The sequence below is a fragment of the Pantoea sp. MHSD4 genome (genome assembly GCF_021043305.1).
Lineage (GTDB): Bacteria > Pseudomonadota > Gammaproteobacteria > Enterobacterales > Enterobacteriaceae > Pantoea > Pantoea eucalypti.
Genome location: NZ_JAJNDH010000002.1, coordinates 84,057 through 100,407 on the forward strand (window position 1 = coordinate 84,057; position 16,351 = coordinate 100,407).

The 16,351-nt window shown below is 57.6% G+C and carries 15 protein-coding genes; 9 read left to right on the forward strand and 6 right to left on the reverse strand.

Annotation, left to right across the window (positions count from 1 at the left end; all coding sequences use genetic code 11):
* Nucleotides 1-297 precede the first annotated feature (297 nt).
* The 3 genes from aroL (at nucleotide 298) to ppnP (ending at nucleotide 1,697) form a co-directional block, all read left to right on the forward strand.
* Nucleotides 298-822 (forward strand): shikimate kinase AroL, encoded by a 525-nt coding sequence (aroL, locus tag LQK91_RS07180; protein ID WP_003850067.1) that lies wholly within the window; start codon nucleotides 298-300, stop codon nucleotides 820-822.
* Between the two features lie 111 nt (nucleotides 823-933).
* Nucleotides 934-1,125, forward strand: coding sequence for a YaiA family protein (locus tag LQK91_RS07185; RefSeq protein WP_003850063.1), 192 nt, complete (start codon nucleotides 934-936; stop codon nucleotides 1,123-1,125).
* A gap of 275 nt (nucleotides 1,126-1,400) precedes the next feature.
* The gene (ppnP, locus tag LQK91_RS07190; RefSeq protein ID WP_003850060.1) at nucleotides 1,401-1,697 is read left to right on the forward strand and encodes a pyrimidine/purine nucleoside phosphorylase; all 297 of its coding nucleotides are present in this window, start codon (nucleotides 1,401-1,403) and stop codon (nucleotides 1,695-1,697) included.
* Between the two features lie 28 nt (nucleotides 1,698-1,725).
* On the opposite strand, the gene LQK91_RS07195 is transcribed toward ppnP, so the two are convergent.
* Together LQK91_RS07195 and rdgC are read right to left on the reverse strand one after the other, a co-directional pair.
* Entirely contained in the window at nucleotides 1,726-3,138 is a 1,413-nt protein-coding gene (locus LQK91_RS07195; protein WP_105099446.1) for a hypothetical protein, read from the reverse strand.
* 83 nt (nucleotides 3,139-3,221) lie between these two features.
* On the reverse strand, nucleotides 3,222-4,133 hold the full coding sequence (gene rdgC / locus LQK91_RS07200; protein WP_003850053.1) for a recombination-associated protein RdgC: 912 nt from the start codon (nucleotides 4,131-4,133) through the stop codon (nucleotides 3,222-3,224).
* Nucleotides 4,134-4,279: 146 nt separating this feature from the next.
* On the opposite strand from rdgC, the gene mak reads away from it, so the two are divergent.
* Nucleotides 4,280-5,191, forward strand: a complete 912-nt coding sequence (gene mak / locus LQK91_RS07205) for a fructokinase (protein ID WP_003850052.1) — start codon at nucleotides 4,280-4,282, stop codon at nucleotides 5,189-5,191.
* Nucleotides 5,192-5,275: 84 nt separating this feature from the next.
* On the opposite strand, the gene eat is transcribed toward mak, so the two are convergent.
* A complete protein-coding gene (gene eat / locus LQK91_RS07210) occupies nucleotides 5,276-6,640 on the reverse strand; it encodes an ethanolamine permease (RefSeq protein WP_008924864.1) in 1,365 nt (454 codons plus the stop codon).
* Nucleotides 6,641-6,890: 250 nt separating this feature from the next.
* On the opposite strand from eat, the gene LQK91_RS07215 reads away from it, so the two are divergent.
* Together LQK91_RS07215 and qhpR are read left to right on the forward strand one after the other, a co-directional pair.
* Nucleotides 6,891-7,895, forward strand: coding sequence for a phosphotransferase enzyme family protein (locus LQK91_RS07215; protein WP_105099445.1), 1,005 nt, complete (start codon nucleotides 6,891-6,893; stop codon nucleotides 7,893-7,895).
* A gap of 161 nt (nucleotides 7,896-8,056) precedes the next feature.
* The gene (gene qhpR / locus LQK91_RS07220) at nucleotides 8,057-9,124 is read left to right on the forward strand and encodes an AraC-like transcriptional regulator QhpR (protein WP_003852478.1); all 1,068 of its coding nucleotides are present in this window, start codon (nucleotides 8,057-8,059) and stop codon (nucleotides 9,122-9,124) included.
* Here qhpR and LQK91_RS07225 read toward each other — a convergent pair.
* Nucleotides 9,121-9,498: a cell envelope integrity TolA C-terminal domain-containing protein gene (locus LQK91_RS07225; protein WP_231001609.1), complete on the reverse strand. Its 378-nt coding sequence runs from the start codon at nucleotides 9,496-9,498 to the stop codon at nucleotides 9,121-9,123. The two genes, qhpR and LQK91_RS07225, sit on opposite strands and share 4 nt — an antisense overlap.
* A gap of 168 nt (nucleotides 9,499-9,666) precedes the next feature.
* Between LQK91_RS07225 and LQK91_RS07230 the strand changes: the two genes are divergently transcribed.
* The 3 genes from LQK91_RS07230 to LQK91_RS07240 are packed head-to-tail and all read left to right on the forward strand — an operon-like array spanning nucleotide 9,667 to nucleotide 11,368.
* Nucleotides 9,667-10,344 (forward strand): CsgG/HfaB family protein, encoded by a 678-nt coding sequence (locus LQK91_RS07230; RefSeq protein ID WP_008924867.1) that lies wholly within the window; start codon nucleotides 9,667-9,669, stop codon nucleotides 10,342-10,344.
* Nucleotides 10,345-10,355: 11 nt separating this feature from the next.
* A complete protein-coding gene (locus tag LQK91_RS07235; protein ID WP_008924868.1) occupies nucleotides 10,356-10,715 on the forward strand; it encodes a DUF4810 domain-containing protein in 360 nt (119 codons plus the stop codon).
* Entirely contained in the window at nucleotides 10,712-11,368 is a 657-nt protein-coding gene (locus LQK91_RS07240) for a DUF799 domain-containing protein (RefSeq protein ID WP_003852482.1), read from the forward strand. Before LQK91_RS07235 ends, LQK91_RS07240 begins: the two co-directional genes overlap by 4 nt.
* A 29-nt stretch (nucleotides 11,369-11,397) precedes the next feature.
* On the opposite strand, the gene LQK91_RS07245 is transcribed toward LQK91_RS07240, so the two are convergent.
* Both LQK91_RS07245 and sbcD read right to left on the reverse strand, forming a co-directional pair.
* Nucleotides 11,398-15,072, reverse strand: a complete 3,675-nt coding sequence (locus LQK91_RS07245; RefSeq protein ID WP_105099443.1) for an AAA family ATPase — start codon at nucleotides 15,070-15,072, stop codon at nucleotides 11,398-11,400.
* On the reverse strand, nucleotides 15,069-16,268 hold the full coding sequence (gene sbcD / locus LQK91_RS07250; protein ID WP_008924871.1) for an exonuclease subunit SbcD: 1,200 nt from the start codon (nucleotides 16,266-16,268) through the stop codon (nucleotides 15,069-15,071). The genes LQK91_RS07245 and sbcD overlap by 4 nt, the downstream gene beginning before the upstream one ends.
* Between the last annotated feature and the right edge of the window lie 83 nt (nucleotides 16,269-16,351).

Sequence of the window (16,351 nt, forward strand, 5' to 3'; positions counted from 1 at the left end):
ATTGTTATCAGTATATGGGGTCGTCAACACGAAAAGTAAAATCCGGGCGGTAAGCAAATATTGCCAGCCCATTTCAGCCGCCGTTTTATGCGTTTTTTAGCGCCCGGTTACTCACCTGATGCACAAAACGTGCATGCATTTCCCCTTGAAAATAGAGAGATTATCGCTGTTCATGTGAGGAAAAAGCGTAAATCATGCCTGACAGGTGGAGGCCATAATAATTTCCAGTTATGATGCGTCGCATTAATCAGCTAACCATGCAGCCGCATCGCGCGGTCAGGCGGAGGAACGGCCCTGATGTCACTACCCATCTTTTTGATTGGCGCTCGCGGTTGCGGCAAAACCACGGTCGGCGAGGCGTTATCGCAGGCGCTGGGCTACGCCTTTACGGATACCGATCACCATCTGCAACTCAGCACGCAACGCAGCGTGACGGAGATTGTCGAGGCGGAAGGCTGGGAAGGTTTCCGCGCCCGTGAAACGGAGTCGCTGAAAGCAGTCACGGCCCCCAGGACGGTCATTGCCACGGGCGGTGGCATGATCCTGGCTGAAGAGAACTGCCGTTTTATGCAGGAGCAGGGGCAGGTGATCTGGCTCAGCGCGTCCCCCGAAGTGCTGGCAGAGCGACTGGAAAGCGAACCTGAAGCGGCCCAGCGTCCGACCTTAACCGGACGTCCGATTGCTGACGAGATGAGTGATGTACTGCGTGAACGCGCGCACCTTTACCAGGCGGCGGCCCATCATCAGGTGAATGCCATGCAGGCACCGGAGTGTGTGGTGGAAGAGATTCTGCTGTCACTTTCTCTGGCGCGCGCCAGCTAACCCTCAGATTTTTCCCGCTTTGATCCCGCTTCAGATGGCATTGTCTATACTTATCCTATGACAGGCAGCAGCCTGTCCTGTGGAATGTTGTTCAGACAAGAGGGACACAGTATGCCTACCAGACCGCCGTACCCGCGTGAAGCGAAAATTGTGACTGTTGAAAAGGGGCCTGAAGGTAATAAGGTAACCTTTTATGAATTGCGTGCTGATCATCCCAAACCGAATTCATTAATCAGTGAGCATGAGACGGAAGAAGAAGCGCACGATGCTAAAGCGCGCTACGAAGACGTCGAAAAAGAGTAAAGCATTGCGGCTGGCAGGGAGGCCAGCCTGATATTCAGCGTCATTTCGCCGTTTGTCAGTACGTTGCCTGAGTTATGCCCATCGCCTCTTTATTCCCGACATCCCCTTGCCGACGCACAACAAAGCTGCCTGGAATACTGGCTTAACGCTTTTTCGCTCTGCGCGTCTGATCTCTCCCGCCGGAACAGATCACAAACGACTATCATTTCGCGTGACAGATCAGCGGGTTCCCTTCTACACTGCCAGACACACAACATGTGCTCTGGAGAACTATTATGCTCAACGTTAGTGAGTATTTTGACGGAAAAGTTAAATCTATTGGTTTTGACAGTGCGAGCACCGGTCGTGCCAGCGTCGGCGTGATGTCTGAAGGTGAATACACATTTGGTACCGGCCAGCCGGAAGAGATGACCGTCGTTAGCGGCTCGCTTAAGGTGTTGCTGCCAGGTGAGACCGAGTGGAAATGGTTTGAAGCGGGTTCGGTGTTTAATGTGCCGGGTCACAGCGAGTTTCATCTGCAGGTTGGCGAGCCAAGTTCCTATCTCTGCCGTTACCTGAAAGATAAAGATTAAAAAAAGGGCCGCTAAGCGGCCCTTTTTTCTAGCGAATAATCTTCACATCACTCAGGGTGATAGCGCCCATCGGTTTATCACCTGTTTTTGCCCTTAGTGGCGCTAAAATCCGCAGGTCTTCAAGCCAGGCACTCTCTATGACGGTGACAGGCTGTTTGTCTGTCGCAATGGTACAGGTTACCTTCAGATAGCGTCCGCTAAATGCCGGGTTAATCTCTCGCGCGTCGCCACCGCTGGAGACGGCACAGGTTTCCCGCTGATGACTGTCCTCATCCTTGCCCACGCTACTCTCACTCACCGCGTCGTTCTGATAGTGCTGTCCGGCGGTTAGCGGATAACGCAGCGTCGAACTAAGTTGTTTTAACCGCGAAGGGGAATAGGAAATCGACATGGTATAGGCGAGCTGGATATCATTGGCAATCGTCAGACGCTGCACTTTCCAGATACCGTAATCCTCCAGCTTGCGAATAAATCCAGCGTCATCCGCCACCATATGCACGCTGACGCGACCTTCCCGACTATTTTCGACCCAGCTGAGCTGCTGAAAACGCGGTGTGGCCCAGGGATGGACCAGGGTTTTCAGTTGTTGCTGCAGGGCAGGGGCAAGCGGGACGGCGGCCAGCACCGAGGCCGGATTGCCATTCAGGTCGGGTAGCATCTGTTGTGCCATCGAACCGGGCGATTTATGCGAAGCGGGTCTGAAGTGGCCCAGTGCATGAAATCTCTTAACATCTGGCAGCGTACAGAGCTGGGCAAAAGTTTTTTGCAGCAGCGGCGTCAGATCAAAAGCGGTTTTACGGCGCGCCAGCTGGCCTCCATCCAGTGAATCGGTTACGTAACCGTTGTCATCAATATCAAATGCGGATAACGGTGTACTGACACCGGTTTCGCAGTTAAAACGGTAATTTTCGACCTTTAGACTGTAGGGCGCATCATAGGGTGGATCGAAATCGCTGGCCGCATAATCAGTGCCGACCCGGACCCGCAATATCTCTGCCTCACGCTTCAGGCTGGCAACGTCAATCAGTGTCGTGGCACCATACTTATCAGCAGATTCAATTTTTTCCCATAGCACTGACCTTTCGGGTAATCCGCAGATTTTTTTCAGAACAGCCGGATCCTGATTTGAGCCAGGCTGAGGTGCGCTGTAGCGGCCATATTCATTGCCGTAAAACCGGCCTTGTGGGCTGCCTTCTGCATCGACCATGTGGCGGTAAAGCGCTTCGGCATAAGGTTTTTGGCAATCATAAGCCTGCCAGACCTGCATTGCGCCCCCGTTTTTACCGGGAATAGCCACCATCACATTCAGGCGATCATTGATGCGCACCGCATCGAAACGGCTGACGCTGGGCGGATCATCCGAGGCGGGCTGACTGCGTGCAGAGAGTGAAAGAAGCGACAGTGTGCAAAATAAAAACAGGTGCCGAAATAAGCGGGACATAAGTGGAATTCCTTTGCCAAAGACCCGGTTATCGACAAAGTATGCCAAAACTTCAGGGCGGAACGGCGCCGCCCTGATAATGCTTAACGCTGGGCTTCGCCGCCTAACGCTTCCACCAGATTACTGGTCAGTGCTGCCAGTTCGCTGGTCATCAGAATAAAGTCGGCATCAAAGCGCTGCGCGAAATCTTCGCGGTCGATATCGTCGTTCTGGTCGCGCAATGTGTCGCTGAACTTCAGACGCTTCACTGAACCATCATCGGCCAGCACGAACTGAATACGCTCCTGCCAGTCGAGCGCCAGTTTGGTCACGACCTTGCCGGCTTCGATATGGTTGGCAATCTCATCGCACACCAGATCCTGCTTCTTGCAGCGGATGACGCCGCCATCTTCCAGCAGGGCTTTCAGCTCCGCTTCATCCATCAGCGCAAACCCGGCTGGCAGGTCGCCTGAACGCACCCATTGGGTCAGCGTCAGTTCAATCGGATTTTCCAGCGTCAGTGGCACCACCGGCAGTGAACCCAGGCTTTTGCGCAGCAGCGCCAGGGTATCTTCCGCTTTTTTCGCGCTGGCACAGTCCACCATAATCAGGTTATTGACCGTGTCGATCCACAAATAGGTCTGGCTGAAACGGCTGAAAGCACGCGGCAGCAGGCTATGCAGCACTTCATCTTTCAGCGAATCTTTTTCGGTCTTTTTGAGCTTGCGGCTCTGCTCAGATTCCAGCTTGTCGATTTTTGCTTCCAGCGCCTGTTTGACGACCGGCGAAGGCAGGATTTTTTCTTCTTTGCGGGCGCAAATCACAATCTGGCCTTTGTTCTCGTGGGTCAGCGCGTCGCTGCGGTTACCCATCGGCGAGACCCAGCCGGTCTTGCTCATATCCTGACTGCCACACGGTGAAAAAGTGAAGGCGTCGAGCTGTTTTTCCATCTCATCTGCGGACAGCGGAATGTCACGATTCAGACGATAAACCATCATATTTTTAAACCACAACATCGGGATTCCTTACCGTGGCGCGATCGGGCGCACAAGTCTGCGAGAGTCAGCGCGCATGATAGCGAAACATCGGAGTGGTTTCATTGCCTTTAAGGCAGCCGCCTTTTACTGTATCTCTCACCTGAACGAATAACGAGGAAGTAACCTTGCGCATAGGCATAGATCTGGGTGGCACCAAGACAGAAGTGATTGCATTGTCAGATAAGGGAGAGGAGCTGTTCCGTCACCGCGTGAATACCCCGCGTGACGACTATCAGGCAACGGTGCAGGCAATTGTTGATCTGGTCACGCTGGCGGAGCAGAAAACTGGCGAGACCGGTACGGTCGGCCTGGGCATTCCCGGCTCGCTTTCGCCTTTCAGTAAGCGGGTGAAGAATGCGAACTCCACCTGGCTTAACGGCCAGCCGCTGGATAAAGATCTGGCTCAGGCGCTGAACCGGGAAGTGCGCATCGCCAACGACGCGAATTGCCTGGCCGTATCGGAAGCGGTCGACGGTGCCGGTGCCGGACAGTCGCTGGTGTTTGCCGTGATTATCGGTACCGGATCGGGTGCAGGTATCGCGATTAACGGTGAATCGCGCATCGGTGGCAACGGTAATGCCGGTGAGTGGGGCCACAATCCGCTGCCATGGATGGATGAAGATGAGCTGCGTTATCGTCAGGAAGTGCCCTGTTATTGCGGGCAGCAGGGCTGTATCGAAACCTTTGTTTCAGGCACCGGTTTTGGTATCGACTATCAGCGGCTTAGCGGCGTACATCGCAAAGGTGCGGAGATCGTCTCGCTGCTGGCGCAGCAGGATCCGATCGCCGAACTGGCAATGAGCCGCTATGAACTGCGTCTGGCAAAATCGCTGGCGCAGGTGGTGAACCTGATCGATCCTGACGTGATCGTGCTGGGCGGCGGGATGAGCAATGTGGATCGGCTCTATCAGACTGTGCCGGTGCTGATGAAGCAGTGGGTGTTTGGCGGGGAGTGTGAAACGCCGGTGCTGAAGGCGCAGCATGGCGACTCCAGCGGCGTACGCGGTGCGGCGTGGCTCTGGCCGCTTAACGGCTGAGTGTCCCGCACATCCGCTGACGTTCAGCGCCTGGATTTCAGGCGCTGAACGTAACCCACAGCGCGGCACCTTGCCGCGCCGCGTTTATTCGCCCACCAGCATCGTGTCCTGTGGCGCCCGGTCGCGCTGCGCTTTGGTGGCGAGGAAGTAAATATAGCCGACCAGCATGATGGCAAAGAACAGTGCGCCAATCACCGGGTTAAACCACAGCATCGCCAGCAGACAGACCACCGACAGCAGCAGGGCGATGCCCGGAACAATCGGATAGCCCGGCGCGCGGAAACTGCGGGGCATTTCCGGCGCGCTGCGGCGGAGTTTAAACAGGCTCAGCATGCTCATGATGTACATCACAATCGCGCCAAACACCGCCATGGTGATCATCGCCGCCGTCAGCGTCATTCCCTGCAGATTAATCACGCCATCGCTGTAAATCGCCGCGATGCCCAGTACGCCACCGAGAATAATCGCCCGATGCGGGGTCTGGAAACGTGACAGTTTTGCCAGAGAAGGCGGCAGATAGCCCGCGCGTGCCAGAGCAAAAAACTGCCGTGAATAGCCGAGAATAATGCCGTGGAAGCTGGCAATCAGACCAAACAGGCCAATCCACACCAGCATATGCATCCAGTTAGAGTGTTCGCCGACAATCATTTTCATCGCCTGCGGCAGCGGATCGTTTATGTCCGAGAGTTTGCGCCAGTCGCCCGCGCCGCCTGCCATCAGCATCACGCCAATCGCCAGCACCACCAGCGTCAGAATCCCGCTGATGTAGGCGCGGGGAATGGTTCGGGTGGGATCTTTTGCCTCTTCGGCGGCCATCGCTGCACCTTCAATGGCAAGGAAGAACCAGATGGCGAAGGGAATGGCGGCGAAAATACCGGAGAAGGCGGGCATGCCGAAGGTGTCGCTGCCTGCCCAGCCGTGCGCAGCAAAATTCGCCAGGCTAAAGCCGGGTGAGACCACGCCCATAAACACCAGCAGCTCAATGACAGCCAGCACGGTGACAACCAGTTCGAACATCGCCGCCAGTTTTACACCCAGAATATTCAGCGTCATGAACACCAGGTAAGCCCCGACCGCTGCGGTTTTTGGGTTGAGCTGGGGATACTGCACATTGAGATAAGCCCCAATCGCCATGGCGATCGCCGGTGGCGCAAAGACAAACTCAATCAGCGTCGCCAGACCGGCAATCAGTCCGCCGGTTTCGCCAAAGGCGCGACGACTGTAGGCAAACGGCCCGCCCGCATGAGGGATCGCAGTGGTCAGTTCGGTGAAGCTAAAGATAAAGCAGGTATAGAGTGTGGCGATCAGCGCGGTAGTGACCAGAAATCCCAGCGTGCCTGCCACAGCCCAGCCGTAACTCCAGCCGAAATATTCGCCTGAGATCACCAGGCCAACCGCAATCCCCCACAGGTGCAGGGTGCCCAGCGTGGGCTTGAGTCTGTTTGTCATACTGTTATCCCCGTCGTTGTTGGTCGCACGCGGCGTTACACCGCCATTACGACTAAAGTAAGGTGATAATGCCGTTGCATTACTCACCACGACTTGACGCGGGCGCAGTGACTTCTGTCCTCCACGGTCAACTCACAGGCAACAACCGGGCCGGATGCACGCTGCGGTCAACTTTGTCTCTTCTGAGGTCAAGCAGCTCACCTTCTGGCAACGCATGCTGAGATAACGCAAGTGAAAAGGAGCCGGACTGATGAGCGCTAAACAATATGACAACCTGACTGATTCCCAACTCACCCTGATGGCGCAGCAGGCGCTGGCCTGCTATCCCGCCGCGCTACAGGGAGATCTCAGCCTGCTGTGCCGCTCAGAGAATGCCACATTCCTCTTGCAGGCAGCAGGCCGGCGTTATGCGCTGCGGCTGCATCGCGGCGATTACCATCAAAAAGCGGACATTGTGAGTGAGCTGCTGTGGCTCGATGCGCTGCGTGAAACCGGCATTATGGTGCCGGAAGCGGTGCCGGACAAAGAGGGTGAAACCGTACTGACGCTGCGACTGCCGGATGGCGGTGAGCGGTACGTAGTGTTGTTTCACTGGATTGATGGCGAGATGCCAACCACCGACGTCGATCCCCGCGCTTTTCAGCAGCTGGGCACGATTACCGCGCGGCTGCATCAGCACAGTAAACAGTGGCAGCCGCCTGCGGGTTTCCAGCGGATTATCTGGGATCACCACACCATGACGAGTAGCGAGAGTCACTGGGGACGCTGGCAGGATGCGCCTAATCTGAATCCCGCCGATCACGGCGTGGTCGAGCAGGCGATAAGTCAGGTGGGTGCGTCGATGGCGCAGTTTGGCAAAGGATCTGATCGTTATGGCCTGATCCACGCCGATCTGCGACTCACCAATCTGCTGCTGCACAAGGGTGAAACGCGGGTGATCGACTTCGATGACTGCGGACTTGGCTGGTATCTGCACGATCTGGCGGCGGCGATCAGTTTTGTTGAGCATCATCCGCGCGCGCCAGAGTGGATCGATCACTGGATTCGCGGTTACGAGCAGGTGGCGCATATCAGCGACGCGGAGATGGCCATGTTACCCGCGCTGCTGATCCAGCGTCGCATCCAGCTCACTGCATGGGTGGGATCCCATGCCGAGACTGAAATGGCGCACAGTCTGGGTCCGGAGTGGGCCAGCCATTCGGTTCGTCTTTGCCGCCGCTATCTGGACGGTCAGCAGCTGCCGGTTGGCGTCTGATGCACCAGCGGCGGGCGTGACTGCGCCGCCGCAGTGCCCGATGCTATGCTCACGCGCAGCCTGACGCCCCCACAGGCGGCGTGGCAGGCATCGGGGACCTGGTATGGAATTTGCTCTGATCATGTGACGGGTGATCCACCTGAATTCTGACAGAGGCGACCATGAATCCGACACTGATAAAGCCTGATGCCTTTGCGGCCTGTTCTGCAGCGGCGGGCGCAGGCAATCACGGCGTGCTGGCAGCGGCGGCGACCGGCTTAAGCGACTTTATTCATACCCAGGGCGGCGATGTTGATCGCATCTTCGGCATCAGCGGCATTGATCCGGAGCGCCTGGCCAGCCCGACGCTGAGTCTGGGACTGGTTAATTACTGTCGGGTACTGGAAGAGGCGGCGCGTCACTCTGGTTTTGATAACTTCGGTTTGCACTACGGCAGGCAGTTTAAACCGCAGTCATTAGGCCTGATTGGCTACATCGGCTTGTGTTCCGACACGCTGGAGCAGGCGCTGCACAATGTGGTCAATGCGTTTCCCTGGCATCAGCACGACACCTTAACCCGGCTGGTGGATAAGGGGGAGTGCTGGCGGCTCGACTACCAGGTGCGACACGGCGCAATCCTGTCGCGCCGTCAGGATGCCGAGCTTACACTTGGCATGTTTATGAATCTGATCCGTCACGTGGCAGGCAGGCACTGGGCACCTCGTGAAGTTCATTTTGAACATCCGCGTCCCGGCCAGTGGCACGATCACTGTAAAGTGTTTGATGCGCCGGTCTGGTTCGATCAGCCGTTTAATTCGCTGGTGATCCCGAAGCGCGATCTGCTGCGCGCAATGCCAGAGAGCGATCCGATCCTGTTAATGGTGATGCAGGATGCGATCCGGCGGCTTAATCGTGGTACGTCACAGCAAAGCATGATTGAACAGGCGCGATCGCAGGTTAATTTATCGCTGATGCAGGGTGAGCCTGTGCTGGAAGAGGTGGCGGATAAACTCGGGCTGTCGAGCTGGTCACTGCAGCGGCGGCTGCGCGAAGAGGGCAGTAGCTTTACCGCGCTGGTGGATCAGGTGCGCTGCGAAATGGCGACATATTATCTGCAGCAAAAGCAGCTGCCGATCTCAGAGATGGCGCTGCTGCTGGGCTATTCGGAAGTCAGTGCGTTCTCACGCGCGTTTCGCCGCTGGTTTGGCATCAGTCCGCGCCAGTGGCGTCAGGAAGGTCTGGCCAGCTAACCGCGCGGCGCAAAGCCGAACCACGCCGGTTGCCCGGGCTCCGGTGGCGGCGGCAGATCGCGGGTCTGCGCCACCAGCTGCCAGGCACGCAGGCAGAGCGCTTCATCACCCTGAGTCTGGGTCACCGCATAATGTCTGCTGTGCTCCTGCCACTCCATCCGTACCAGACATTGCTGGCCCGCATAACGCGCCGCATCCGTGAACTGCCTGTTGAGCACCGGCTGCATTTGATTAGTCCAGTGACAGGATTTGCTGTCCGGATCTTTCGCAGGCTGACAAAGATTTGCCACACTATCCTGTTGCTTTGTCACAGGTTGCTGACAGGCGCTGAGCGACACTGCAATAATCATCCCCAGCAATATTCTCATCTTCATATTAATTAAATTCATTTAACTGGCCAATTTTCCTTAAAGATCTTCCTGTCTGCTGCCGACAGTCTACAGACCGGCATCATGAATGCTATGGCATTACTCCGACTGTCGACAGAACCAGAATTTACCGCCCTGGCGCGGATTACGTCTCTTTTACTTCATGGATTAGAAATGCAGAAAAATTATGCCTTTGCGGCACTCTCCCTGTTAATGGCGTCGCTGATCAGCGGCTGTGCCACCGAATCTTCCCGCGCTATTCAGGCCCCGCAGGTTCGCGCAGCCAGTCAGCCGGTTTACCAGGGCGTGCGCAGCCCGATTGCGGTAGGCCAGTTTGATAATCGCTCCTCGTACATGAACGGCATCTTCTCTGATGGCGTCGACAGGCTGGGCAATCAGTCGAAAACCATTCTGATTACCCATCTGCAGCAGACCAACCGTTTCAGCGTGCTGGATCGCAGCAACCTGAAAGAGCTGCAGCAGGAGTCGGATTTCAAACGCAGCCAGCAGAATATCAAAGGTGCGAACTACATCATCACCGGTGATATCACCGAATTTGGCCGCAAAGAGGTGGGCGATCAGCAGCTGTGGGGCATTCTGGGCCGCGGCAAAACGCAGGTCGCCTATGCCAAAGTGAATCTGAACGTGGTGGATGTCACCACTTCTGAAGTGGTCTACAGCTCCCAGGGCGCAGGCGAGTACCAGCTTTCGGCGCGTGAAGTCATCGGCTTTGGCGGCACCAGCAGCTATGACTCAACGCTGAACGGCAAAGTTATGGATCTGGCGATTCGTGAAGCGGTCGATCATTTAGTGGATGGAATCAACAACGGCGCATGGCGTCCGGCTAAATAAGGAAGCAGTAAATGAAGATGATGACATTGAGCAGCCTGCTGATTGCCGCAGCGCTGCTGGCCGGCTGTGCGCCAAAAGCACCGAAGACGATCTACTACTGGGGCGATTATCAGCAGCAGGTCTACAGCTACTATCAGCCGGGCAGCGATCCGCTGAAGCAGATTGATGCGCTGAATCTGGATATCGAAAAAGCCCGTGCTGTTAACCAGCCGGTTGCGCCTGGCCTGCATGCCCAGCTGGGTCTGCTCTTTGCCAAAACCGGCGACACCAATAAAGCCTTTGAGCAGTTTGCCATCGAGAAGCAGCTGTTTCCCGAATCGGCACCTTACATGGATTTTCTGATGAGTAAAAAACAAGGAGTGGTTCAGTGAAAAAACTGATTGCCCTGAGCGGCGCGCTGATGGTGTTGTTGCTGACCGGCTGTGCGCACCCGAAAAAACCTTATGATTACAGCGCGTTTCGTGCCAGCAAGCCCGCCTCAATTCTGGTGTTGCCTGCGGATAATAAATCACCGGATATCAACGCTGCTCACAGCCTGAACTCGCTGGTGACGCGTCCGCTGGCCGAAGCCGGTTACTACGTCTTCCCGGTGGCGGTTGTTGAAGAGACCTTTCAGCAGAATGGCGTGACCAGCGCCACTGACGCCCAGGCGGTCAGCGCGAAGCGTCTGAATGAGATTTTCCATGCCGACAGCGCGCTCTATGTCTCGATCAGCGAATATGGCAGCAGCTATCGGGTCATTGACAGCGTGACGACCGTGACGGCCCAGGCACGGCTGGTGGATTTGCGCAGCGGCAAAGAGATCTGGCAGGGTAAGGCCACTGCCAGCGACAGTGAAGATAACAACAATAACAATGGCGGACTGGTGGGGATGCTGGTGAACGCGGCGATCAAACAGATTGCCAGCAACGTCACTGATAAAGCGCACACCGTGGCCGGACTGACCAGCAATCGACTGCTGTCCCAGAACGAGCAGGGCGGGTTACTTACCGGCCCACGCTACACGCTGGTTAGCGCCCGCTGATCAGACTCAGACGGGCGCGCTGGCGCCCGTTATCCCTGCGGCAGTTCCAGCTGGCTGTAGCCTAACCCATTCATCTTACGGACTTTAATCTGCACCGGAATACGCTCTTTCATCGCTTCCACGTGGCTGATCACCCCAATGGTTTTACCGCTGGCGTTAAGCGCGTCCAGCGCATCCAGCGCGGTATCCAGCGTCTGAGCATCCAGCGTGCCGAATCCCTCATCCAGAAACAGCGATTCGATACGCGTTTTGTGGCTGACCAGATCCGATAACGCCAGCGCCAGCGCCAGACTGACCAGGAAACTCTCGCCACCTGACAACGTGCGGGTATCGCGCGCCGCGTCGGCCTGCCAGGTATCGACGACATCCAGCTCCAGCAGATCCTGCGCCCGGCGTTGCAGCAGATAGCGGCCATGCAGCCGATCAAGCTGCCTGTTAGCGAGCGCTACCAGATGATCCAGCGTTAACCCCTGGGCGAAGCGCCGGAACTTGTCGCCGGTCGCGGAACCGATCAGATCGTTGAGCCGGCTCCACTGCGCCAGCACCACACCATCCTGTTCAATCTGCGTCATCAGGCTCTGCTGACGGGCGCGAAGGCTGGCATCGCTGTGCAGCTGCTGCTGAACCTTGCCCTGCAGGCTGGCGTTGTCGCGCAGGGCCAGCCGTAACTGCTCAAGCTGCTGTGCCAGCGCTTCGGCGGATTCCGGCATCGCGTCAGGCTTCGCCTGCTGATGGACACTGAGCCGCTGACGCAGATCTGCCAGTCGCGCCTGCTGCTGCTGGCATTGCTGGTCGAGCTGCTGCAGCTGCTGACGCAGTTGCAGCGCGGTCTGCTCATCCAATAGCGCCGCGCGCAGGCTGGCTTCATCCGCGAATCCGGCGCTCTCCAGTGACTGCTGCAATGCACTTTCCGCTTCAGCCAGTTTGCCGCTGAGCGTCTGACGCTGATTTTCCAGTCCCGACAGCTCACCCTGCAGTCGACTGACCTCAGCCTGCGCCTGCTGCAGGGCAGCGAGCTGCTGCGTCAGCTGTTCATCAGACTGCTGAATACGGGCCTGCATCTGCTGACGGGCGAGGGTGACCTCGCGATCGCCAAACAGCGCCTGACGCTGCTGACGCATTTCACCTAACTGTCTCTGGCTCTGCTGTTGTTGCTGTTGACGGATGGCCAGTTGCTGCTGTTCCTGCTCTGCCTGCTGTTGCAGGGCGGTGAGCTGGGTTTCGCCTTTTAACAGTTGCGGCTGCAGGTTAGCGAGCAACTGCTCACTCTCCTGCCAGCGCTGCCAGCGCCTCTGCTGTTCCGCCAGCCACGTGTCGCGATTCGCGGCATCGGGAAGGGCAAGGTTGTGGGCGCTGAACTGTTGGGCTAAACGGGATTGCAACTGCGCCATGGCCTGCTGTTCCTGCTGCTTCCGCTGGTGCAGCGCATCCAGCGCCTGCTGCAGGCTGATCAGCGACTGCTGCGCCAGTTGCTCTGCCTGCAGATGTTGCTGCCAGGCCTGCAACTGCTGAAGATGGTGATCTTTCGCGGCCTGACGTGCCTGTTCGGCGGCTTCCTGTGCCTGCCGCTGTTGCTCAAGCTGGCTTTCGTGTTCGCTTTGCTGCTGCTGCCACGCGGCTAACGCTTCGCGGTCGGCAAGGGTGAAGGTAAGTGCCAGCTCACCGCTTAGTGCCTGCCATTGCTGCTCAAGCTGGTCAAGCTGACGCTGCATTTCCGCGATTTCGTCACGCAGGGTCTGCTGCTGAACGGCAGATTGCTTTAGCTGTTCGCTTTTTGCCGTTCCTGCTTCACGCAATGTCTCAGTTTGCTGCAGCAGCGCAGCCCGGCGCTGCTGGTTAGCACTCACTTCCAGCGTGCTGTAGGTTTCAATGGCCGGATGGGTGCAGGAGCCGCACAGCGGGCACGGCTGATCGGGGGTGAGCCGGGCGCGGTAATCGCTGAGATCGATAATCTGCTGCTCCAGCGCACAAATTTTTTCAACGTCATCCAACTGCTGCTTTTCGCGTTTCCACGTTTCACGCAGAGTCTGAAGTTCCGCTTCGCTCTGCTGTTGCGCTTTTTCAAGCGCGGTCAGCCGCTGCTGGCGCTGATTCAGCTGCTGATGCAGTGGCTGCCACTGCGTGGAGAGCAGCAACAGTTGCTGACGGGCCGGACGGCTGGTCTGCAACTGGCTTAATGCCTGCCGCAGTGCAGCGGGCGGATGCTGTTCATGAAGCGAAGTGAGTGCCTGCTCCGCCTGCAACAACGCCTGGTGCGCCTGTTGCTCCGCCTGCTGGCGCGGCAGGGCCTGCTGTGCCTGCTGTTGCTGTTTCGCCTGCTGCGCGTCGATCTGTTTTTGTTGCTGTTCGCACTGCTGCTGCAGTTCGGCCAGCGTCGCCTCACGCTGTGCCAGCAGGGCAAAGTTCTCCTGCCATACCGGCAGTGAAGCGCCCCAATGCGCCAGATCGGCAAGCTGCTCACGTAACTGATGCTGTTCAGTCATCGCCTGCTGCACTGACGTGACCTGACGCTTCTGCTCCGCCAGTCTGGTCTGCGTCTGGTCAGCCTGCTGTTGCTGGCGGGCATTTTCCTGCTGTTGCTCTGCAAAGTGCTGCTGCAGCGTCATGATTCGCTGATCCAGCGGTAATACCTGTTCCGTCAGCAGGTTCTCCTGCTGCTGCTGTTCCTGAAGCGCCTGCTGGCGGGCCGTCTGAGCAGCTGCGTAATTTTGCTGATGCTGCTGCTGTTGGTTCTGCGCCTGCTGCGCCGATGCGGTCAGTTGCTGGCAGTGGCTCACGACCTGCTGCTGTTCGGTGCGTAATGCATCGCGCTGCTGCAGTTTTATCCGCAGCTTTTCAGCCGGTTCGCTGCGAGCCAGCCGCTGGCGGTCCGTCTCTGCCGCCTGGGAGGCGGACTGGGCCTGCTGCAACGCGGCATCAGCCTGCTCACTCTCCTGCTGTAACTGCTGCGCCTGCTGCTGCCACTGCTGCTGCTGCTGCGCCTGTTGATAGTGCGCGCTGAGCCGCTGTTCCGCGTCGGTCAGATCGGTGAGCTGCTGTTGCAGGGCGTCACGCGCGTCACTATCCAGCAGTGCCATCGCACCCGCCTGACTGCGCAACATATCCAGCTGCGTTTTCGCCTCTTTGTGACGCTCGTAGATAGCGGCGGAGATCAGGCCGTAAATTTCGGTGCCGGTCAGCTCCTCCAGCAGTTCGGCACGCTCACTGGCTTTAGCGTTGAGGAAGGCGGCAAACTGGCCCTGCGACAGCATCATTGAGCGGGTAAAACGTTCGAAATCAAGCCCGGAGAGGGTTTCGATCATCTTCAGCTTGTCACCGACTTTATCGGCAACAATGGTGTTGTCGGCGCAGCGCGCCAGCTCAACGCGCGGGGCCTGCAGCTTACCGTCGGCGGTGCCACGCGCACGGTTCTGGCTCCAGAAGGCGCGCCAGGCTTCGCCTTTGATCTCAAACTCTACTTCAGCCAGACATTCGGCACAGTCGCGCGTCATCAGCGCATTCTGGCTCTGGGAAATCGCGCCCAGGCGCGGCGTCTGGTGATAGAGCGCCAGACAAATGGCGTCCAGCAGGGTGGTTTTACCCGCGCCGGTCGCGCCGGTTATGGCAAACAGACCATTGCTGGCAAAAGGCTCGGCGCGGAAGTCGATGAACCATTCATCGCGCAGAGCATTGAGGTTTTTAAACCGTAGCGTGAGGATCTTCATTGGGTCTCTTCCATGGCGGCCAGCGTCTGGCGGAACAGGGTGGTCATCTCGTCGATTTGCGCAGGTTGCAGCTTCTCATCCAGCGCGAGCCGGCGGGCAAAGACCTCTTCCACTTTCAGTTCACTCAGGGTTTCGTTGTCGAGCCGCGCCAGGCTCTGCTGCCGCTGCTCGCGGCTGCGGCGCAGCAGCAGGACTTCAACCGGCAGCGTGGCGGTCAGGGTTTCGACCTGATGCTGCAGATCGCTGAGGTACTCCTGCGTGGTGACTTCGATGTCGAGCCAGGTTGGCTTCTCCTGCTCAGCCGTGCTGAAGGCGTGTAACTGTTCCGCAATCTGTGCCAGCGATCCTTTCAGCACCTGCATCGGCTGCGCCTGCGGCACCACCAGCGGCGTAACGGATTGCAGGCCGCTTGCCGCAAGCTCCAGCAGAAAGACGCTTTTTTCGCTGCCCAGCTCATCAAAACTCAGCGGAATGGGCGAGCCGCTATAGCGGATATGCTCGCTGCCCGCCACGCGCTGGGCGCGATGAATATGGCCCAGTGCAATGTAGTCAGCGGCCGGAAAGGCACTGGCGGGGAAGGCATCAAGCGTACCGATGTAGATGTCACGCACCGAATCGCTCTGGCTGACCCCGACGGTGGTGAGATGTCCGGTAGCGATAATCGGCAATGCATGGCCCAGCGCCTGGGCGGCGGCAAAGCGCTGCTGATAGTGATGGGCAATCGCCTCCAGCAGCGAGGTCTGTTTATCGCGCCCTGACTGACCCGCCCGGCTGCGCAGAATATCGCGCGGTCGCAGATAGGGAATGGCACAGAGCAGTGTACCTGGTTCGCCCTGGCGTGTGTTCAGCAGCAACACATCATCCTGCTCCTGGGGGGTGGCGATTACCCGGGTGTTGAGACAGGCGAGCAGTTCGCGTGACTCATTCAGCGTCGCCACGGAATCGTGGTTGCCCGCCAGCACAATCAGCTGACAACCGGTGGGCTGCAGCGCCACCACAAAGCGGTTAAACATCTCGCGGGCGTAGCTGGGCGGCGTGCCGGTATCAAACAGATCGCCTGCAATAATCAACGCATCCACCTGATGCTGTTCAATCTGGATCAACAGCCAGTCGAGAAACGCCTGATGTTCGGCTGCCCGACTTTTGTTGTAAAAGAACTGCCCCAGATGCCAGTCCGCAGTATGAATGATGCGCATGATGAGTCCCTGCCGTTGTGATTCGCCCGGCGATTATACTGGCTCTGCGGCCAAAGCGAAAAATTGTCGCTGCGCTGTCATAA

Bases quoted from the DNA above. Each gene is read 5' to 3' on its own strand.
- aroL (WP_003850067.1), top strand. From the start codon at position 298: ATGTCACTACCCATCTTTTTGATTGGCGCTCGCGGTTGCGGCAAAACC.
- LQK91_RS07185 (WP_003850063.1), top strand. From the start codon at position 934: ATGCCTACCAGACCGCCGTACCCGCGTGAAGCGAAAATTGTGACTGTT.
- ppnP (WP_003850060.1), top strand. From the start codon at position 1,401: ATGCTCAACGTTAGTGAGTATTTTGACGGAAAAGTTAAATCTATTGGT.
- LQK91_RS07195 (WP_105099446.1), bottom strand. From the start codon at position 3,138: ATGTCCCGCTTATTTCGGCACCTGTTTTTATTTTGCACACTGTCGCTT.
- rdgC (WP_003850053.1), bottom strand. From the start codon at position 4,133: ATGTTGTGGTTTAAAAATATGATGGTTTATCGTCTGAATCGTGACATT.
- eat (WP_008924864.1), bottom strand. From the start codon at position 6,640: ATGACAAACAGACTCAAGCCCACGCTGGGCACCCTGCACCTGTGGGGG.
- LQK91_RS07215 (WP_105099445.1), top strand. From the start codon at position 6,891: ATGAGCGCTAAACAATATGACAACCTGACTGATTCCCAACTCACCCTG.
- qhpR (WP_003852478.1), top strand. From the start codon at position 8,057: ATGAATCCGACACTGATAAAGCCTGATGCCTTTGCGGCCTGTTCTGCA.
- LQK91_RS07225 (WP_231001609.1), bottom strand. From the start codon at position 9,498: ATGAAGATGAGAATATTGCTGGGGATGATTATTGCAGTGTCGCTCAGC.
- LQK91_RS07230 (WP_008924867.1), top strand. From the start codon at position 9,667: ATGCAGAAAAATTATGCCTTTGCGGCACTCTCCCTGTTAATGGCGTCG.
- LQK91_RS07235 (WP_008924868.1), top strand. From the start codon at position 10,356: ATGAAGATGATGACATTGAGCAGCCTGCTGATTGCCGCAGCGCTGCTG.
- LQK91_RS07245 (WP_105099443.1), bottom strand. From the start codon at position 15,072: ATGAAGATCCTCACGCTACGGTTTAAAAACCTCAATGCTCTGCGCGAT.
- sbcD (WP_008924871.1), bottom strand. From the start codon at position 16,268: ATGCGCATCATTCATACTGCGGACTGGCATCTGGGGCAGTTCTTTTAC.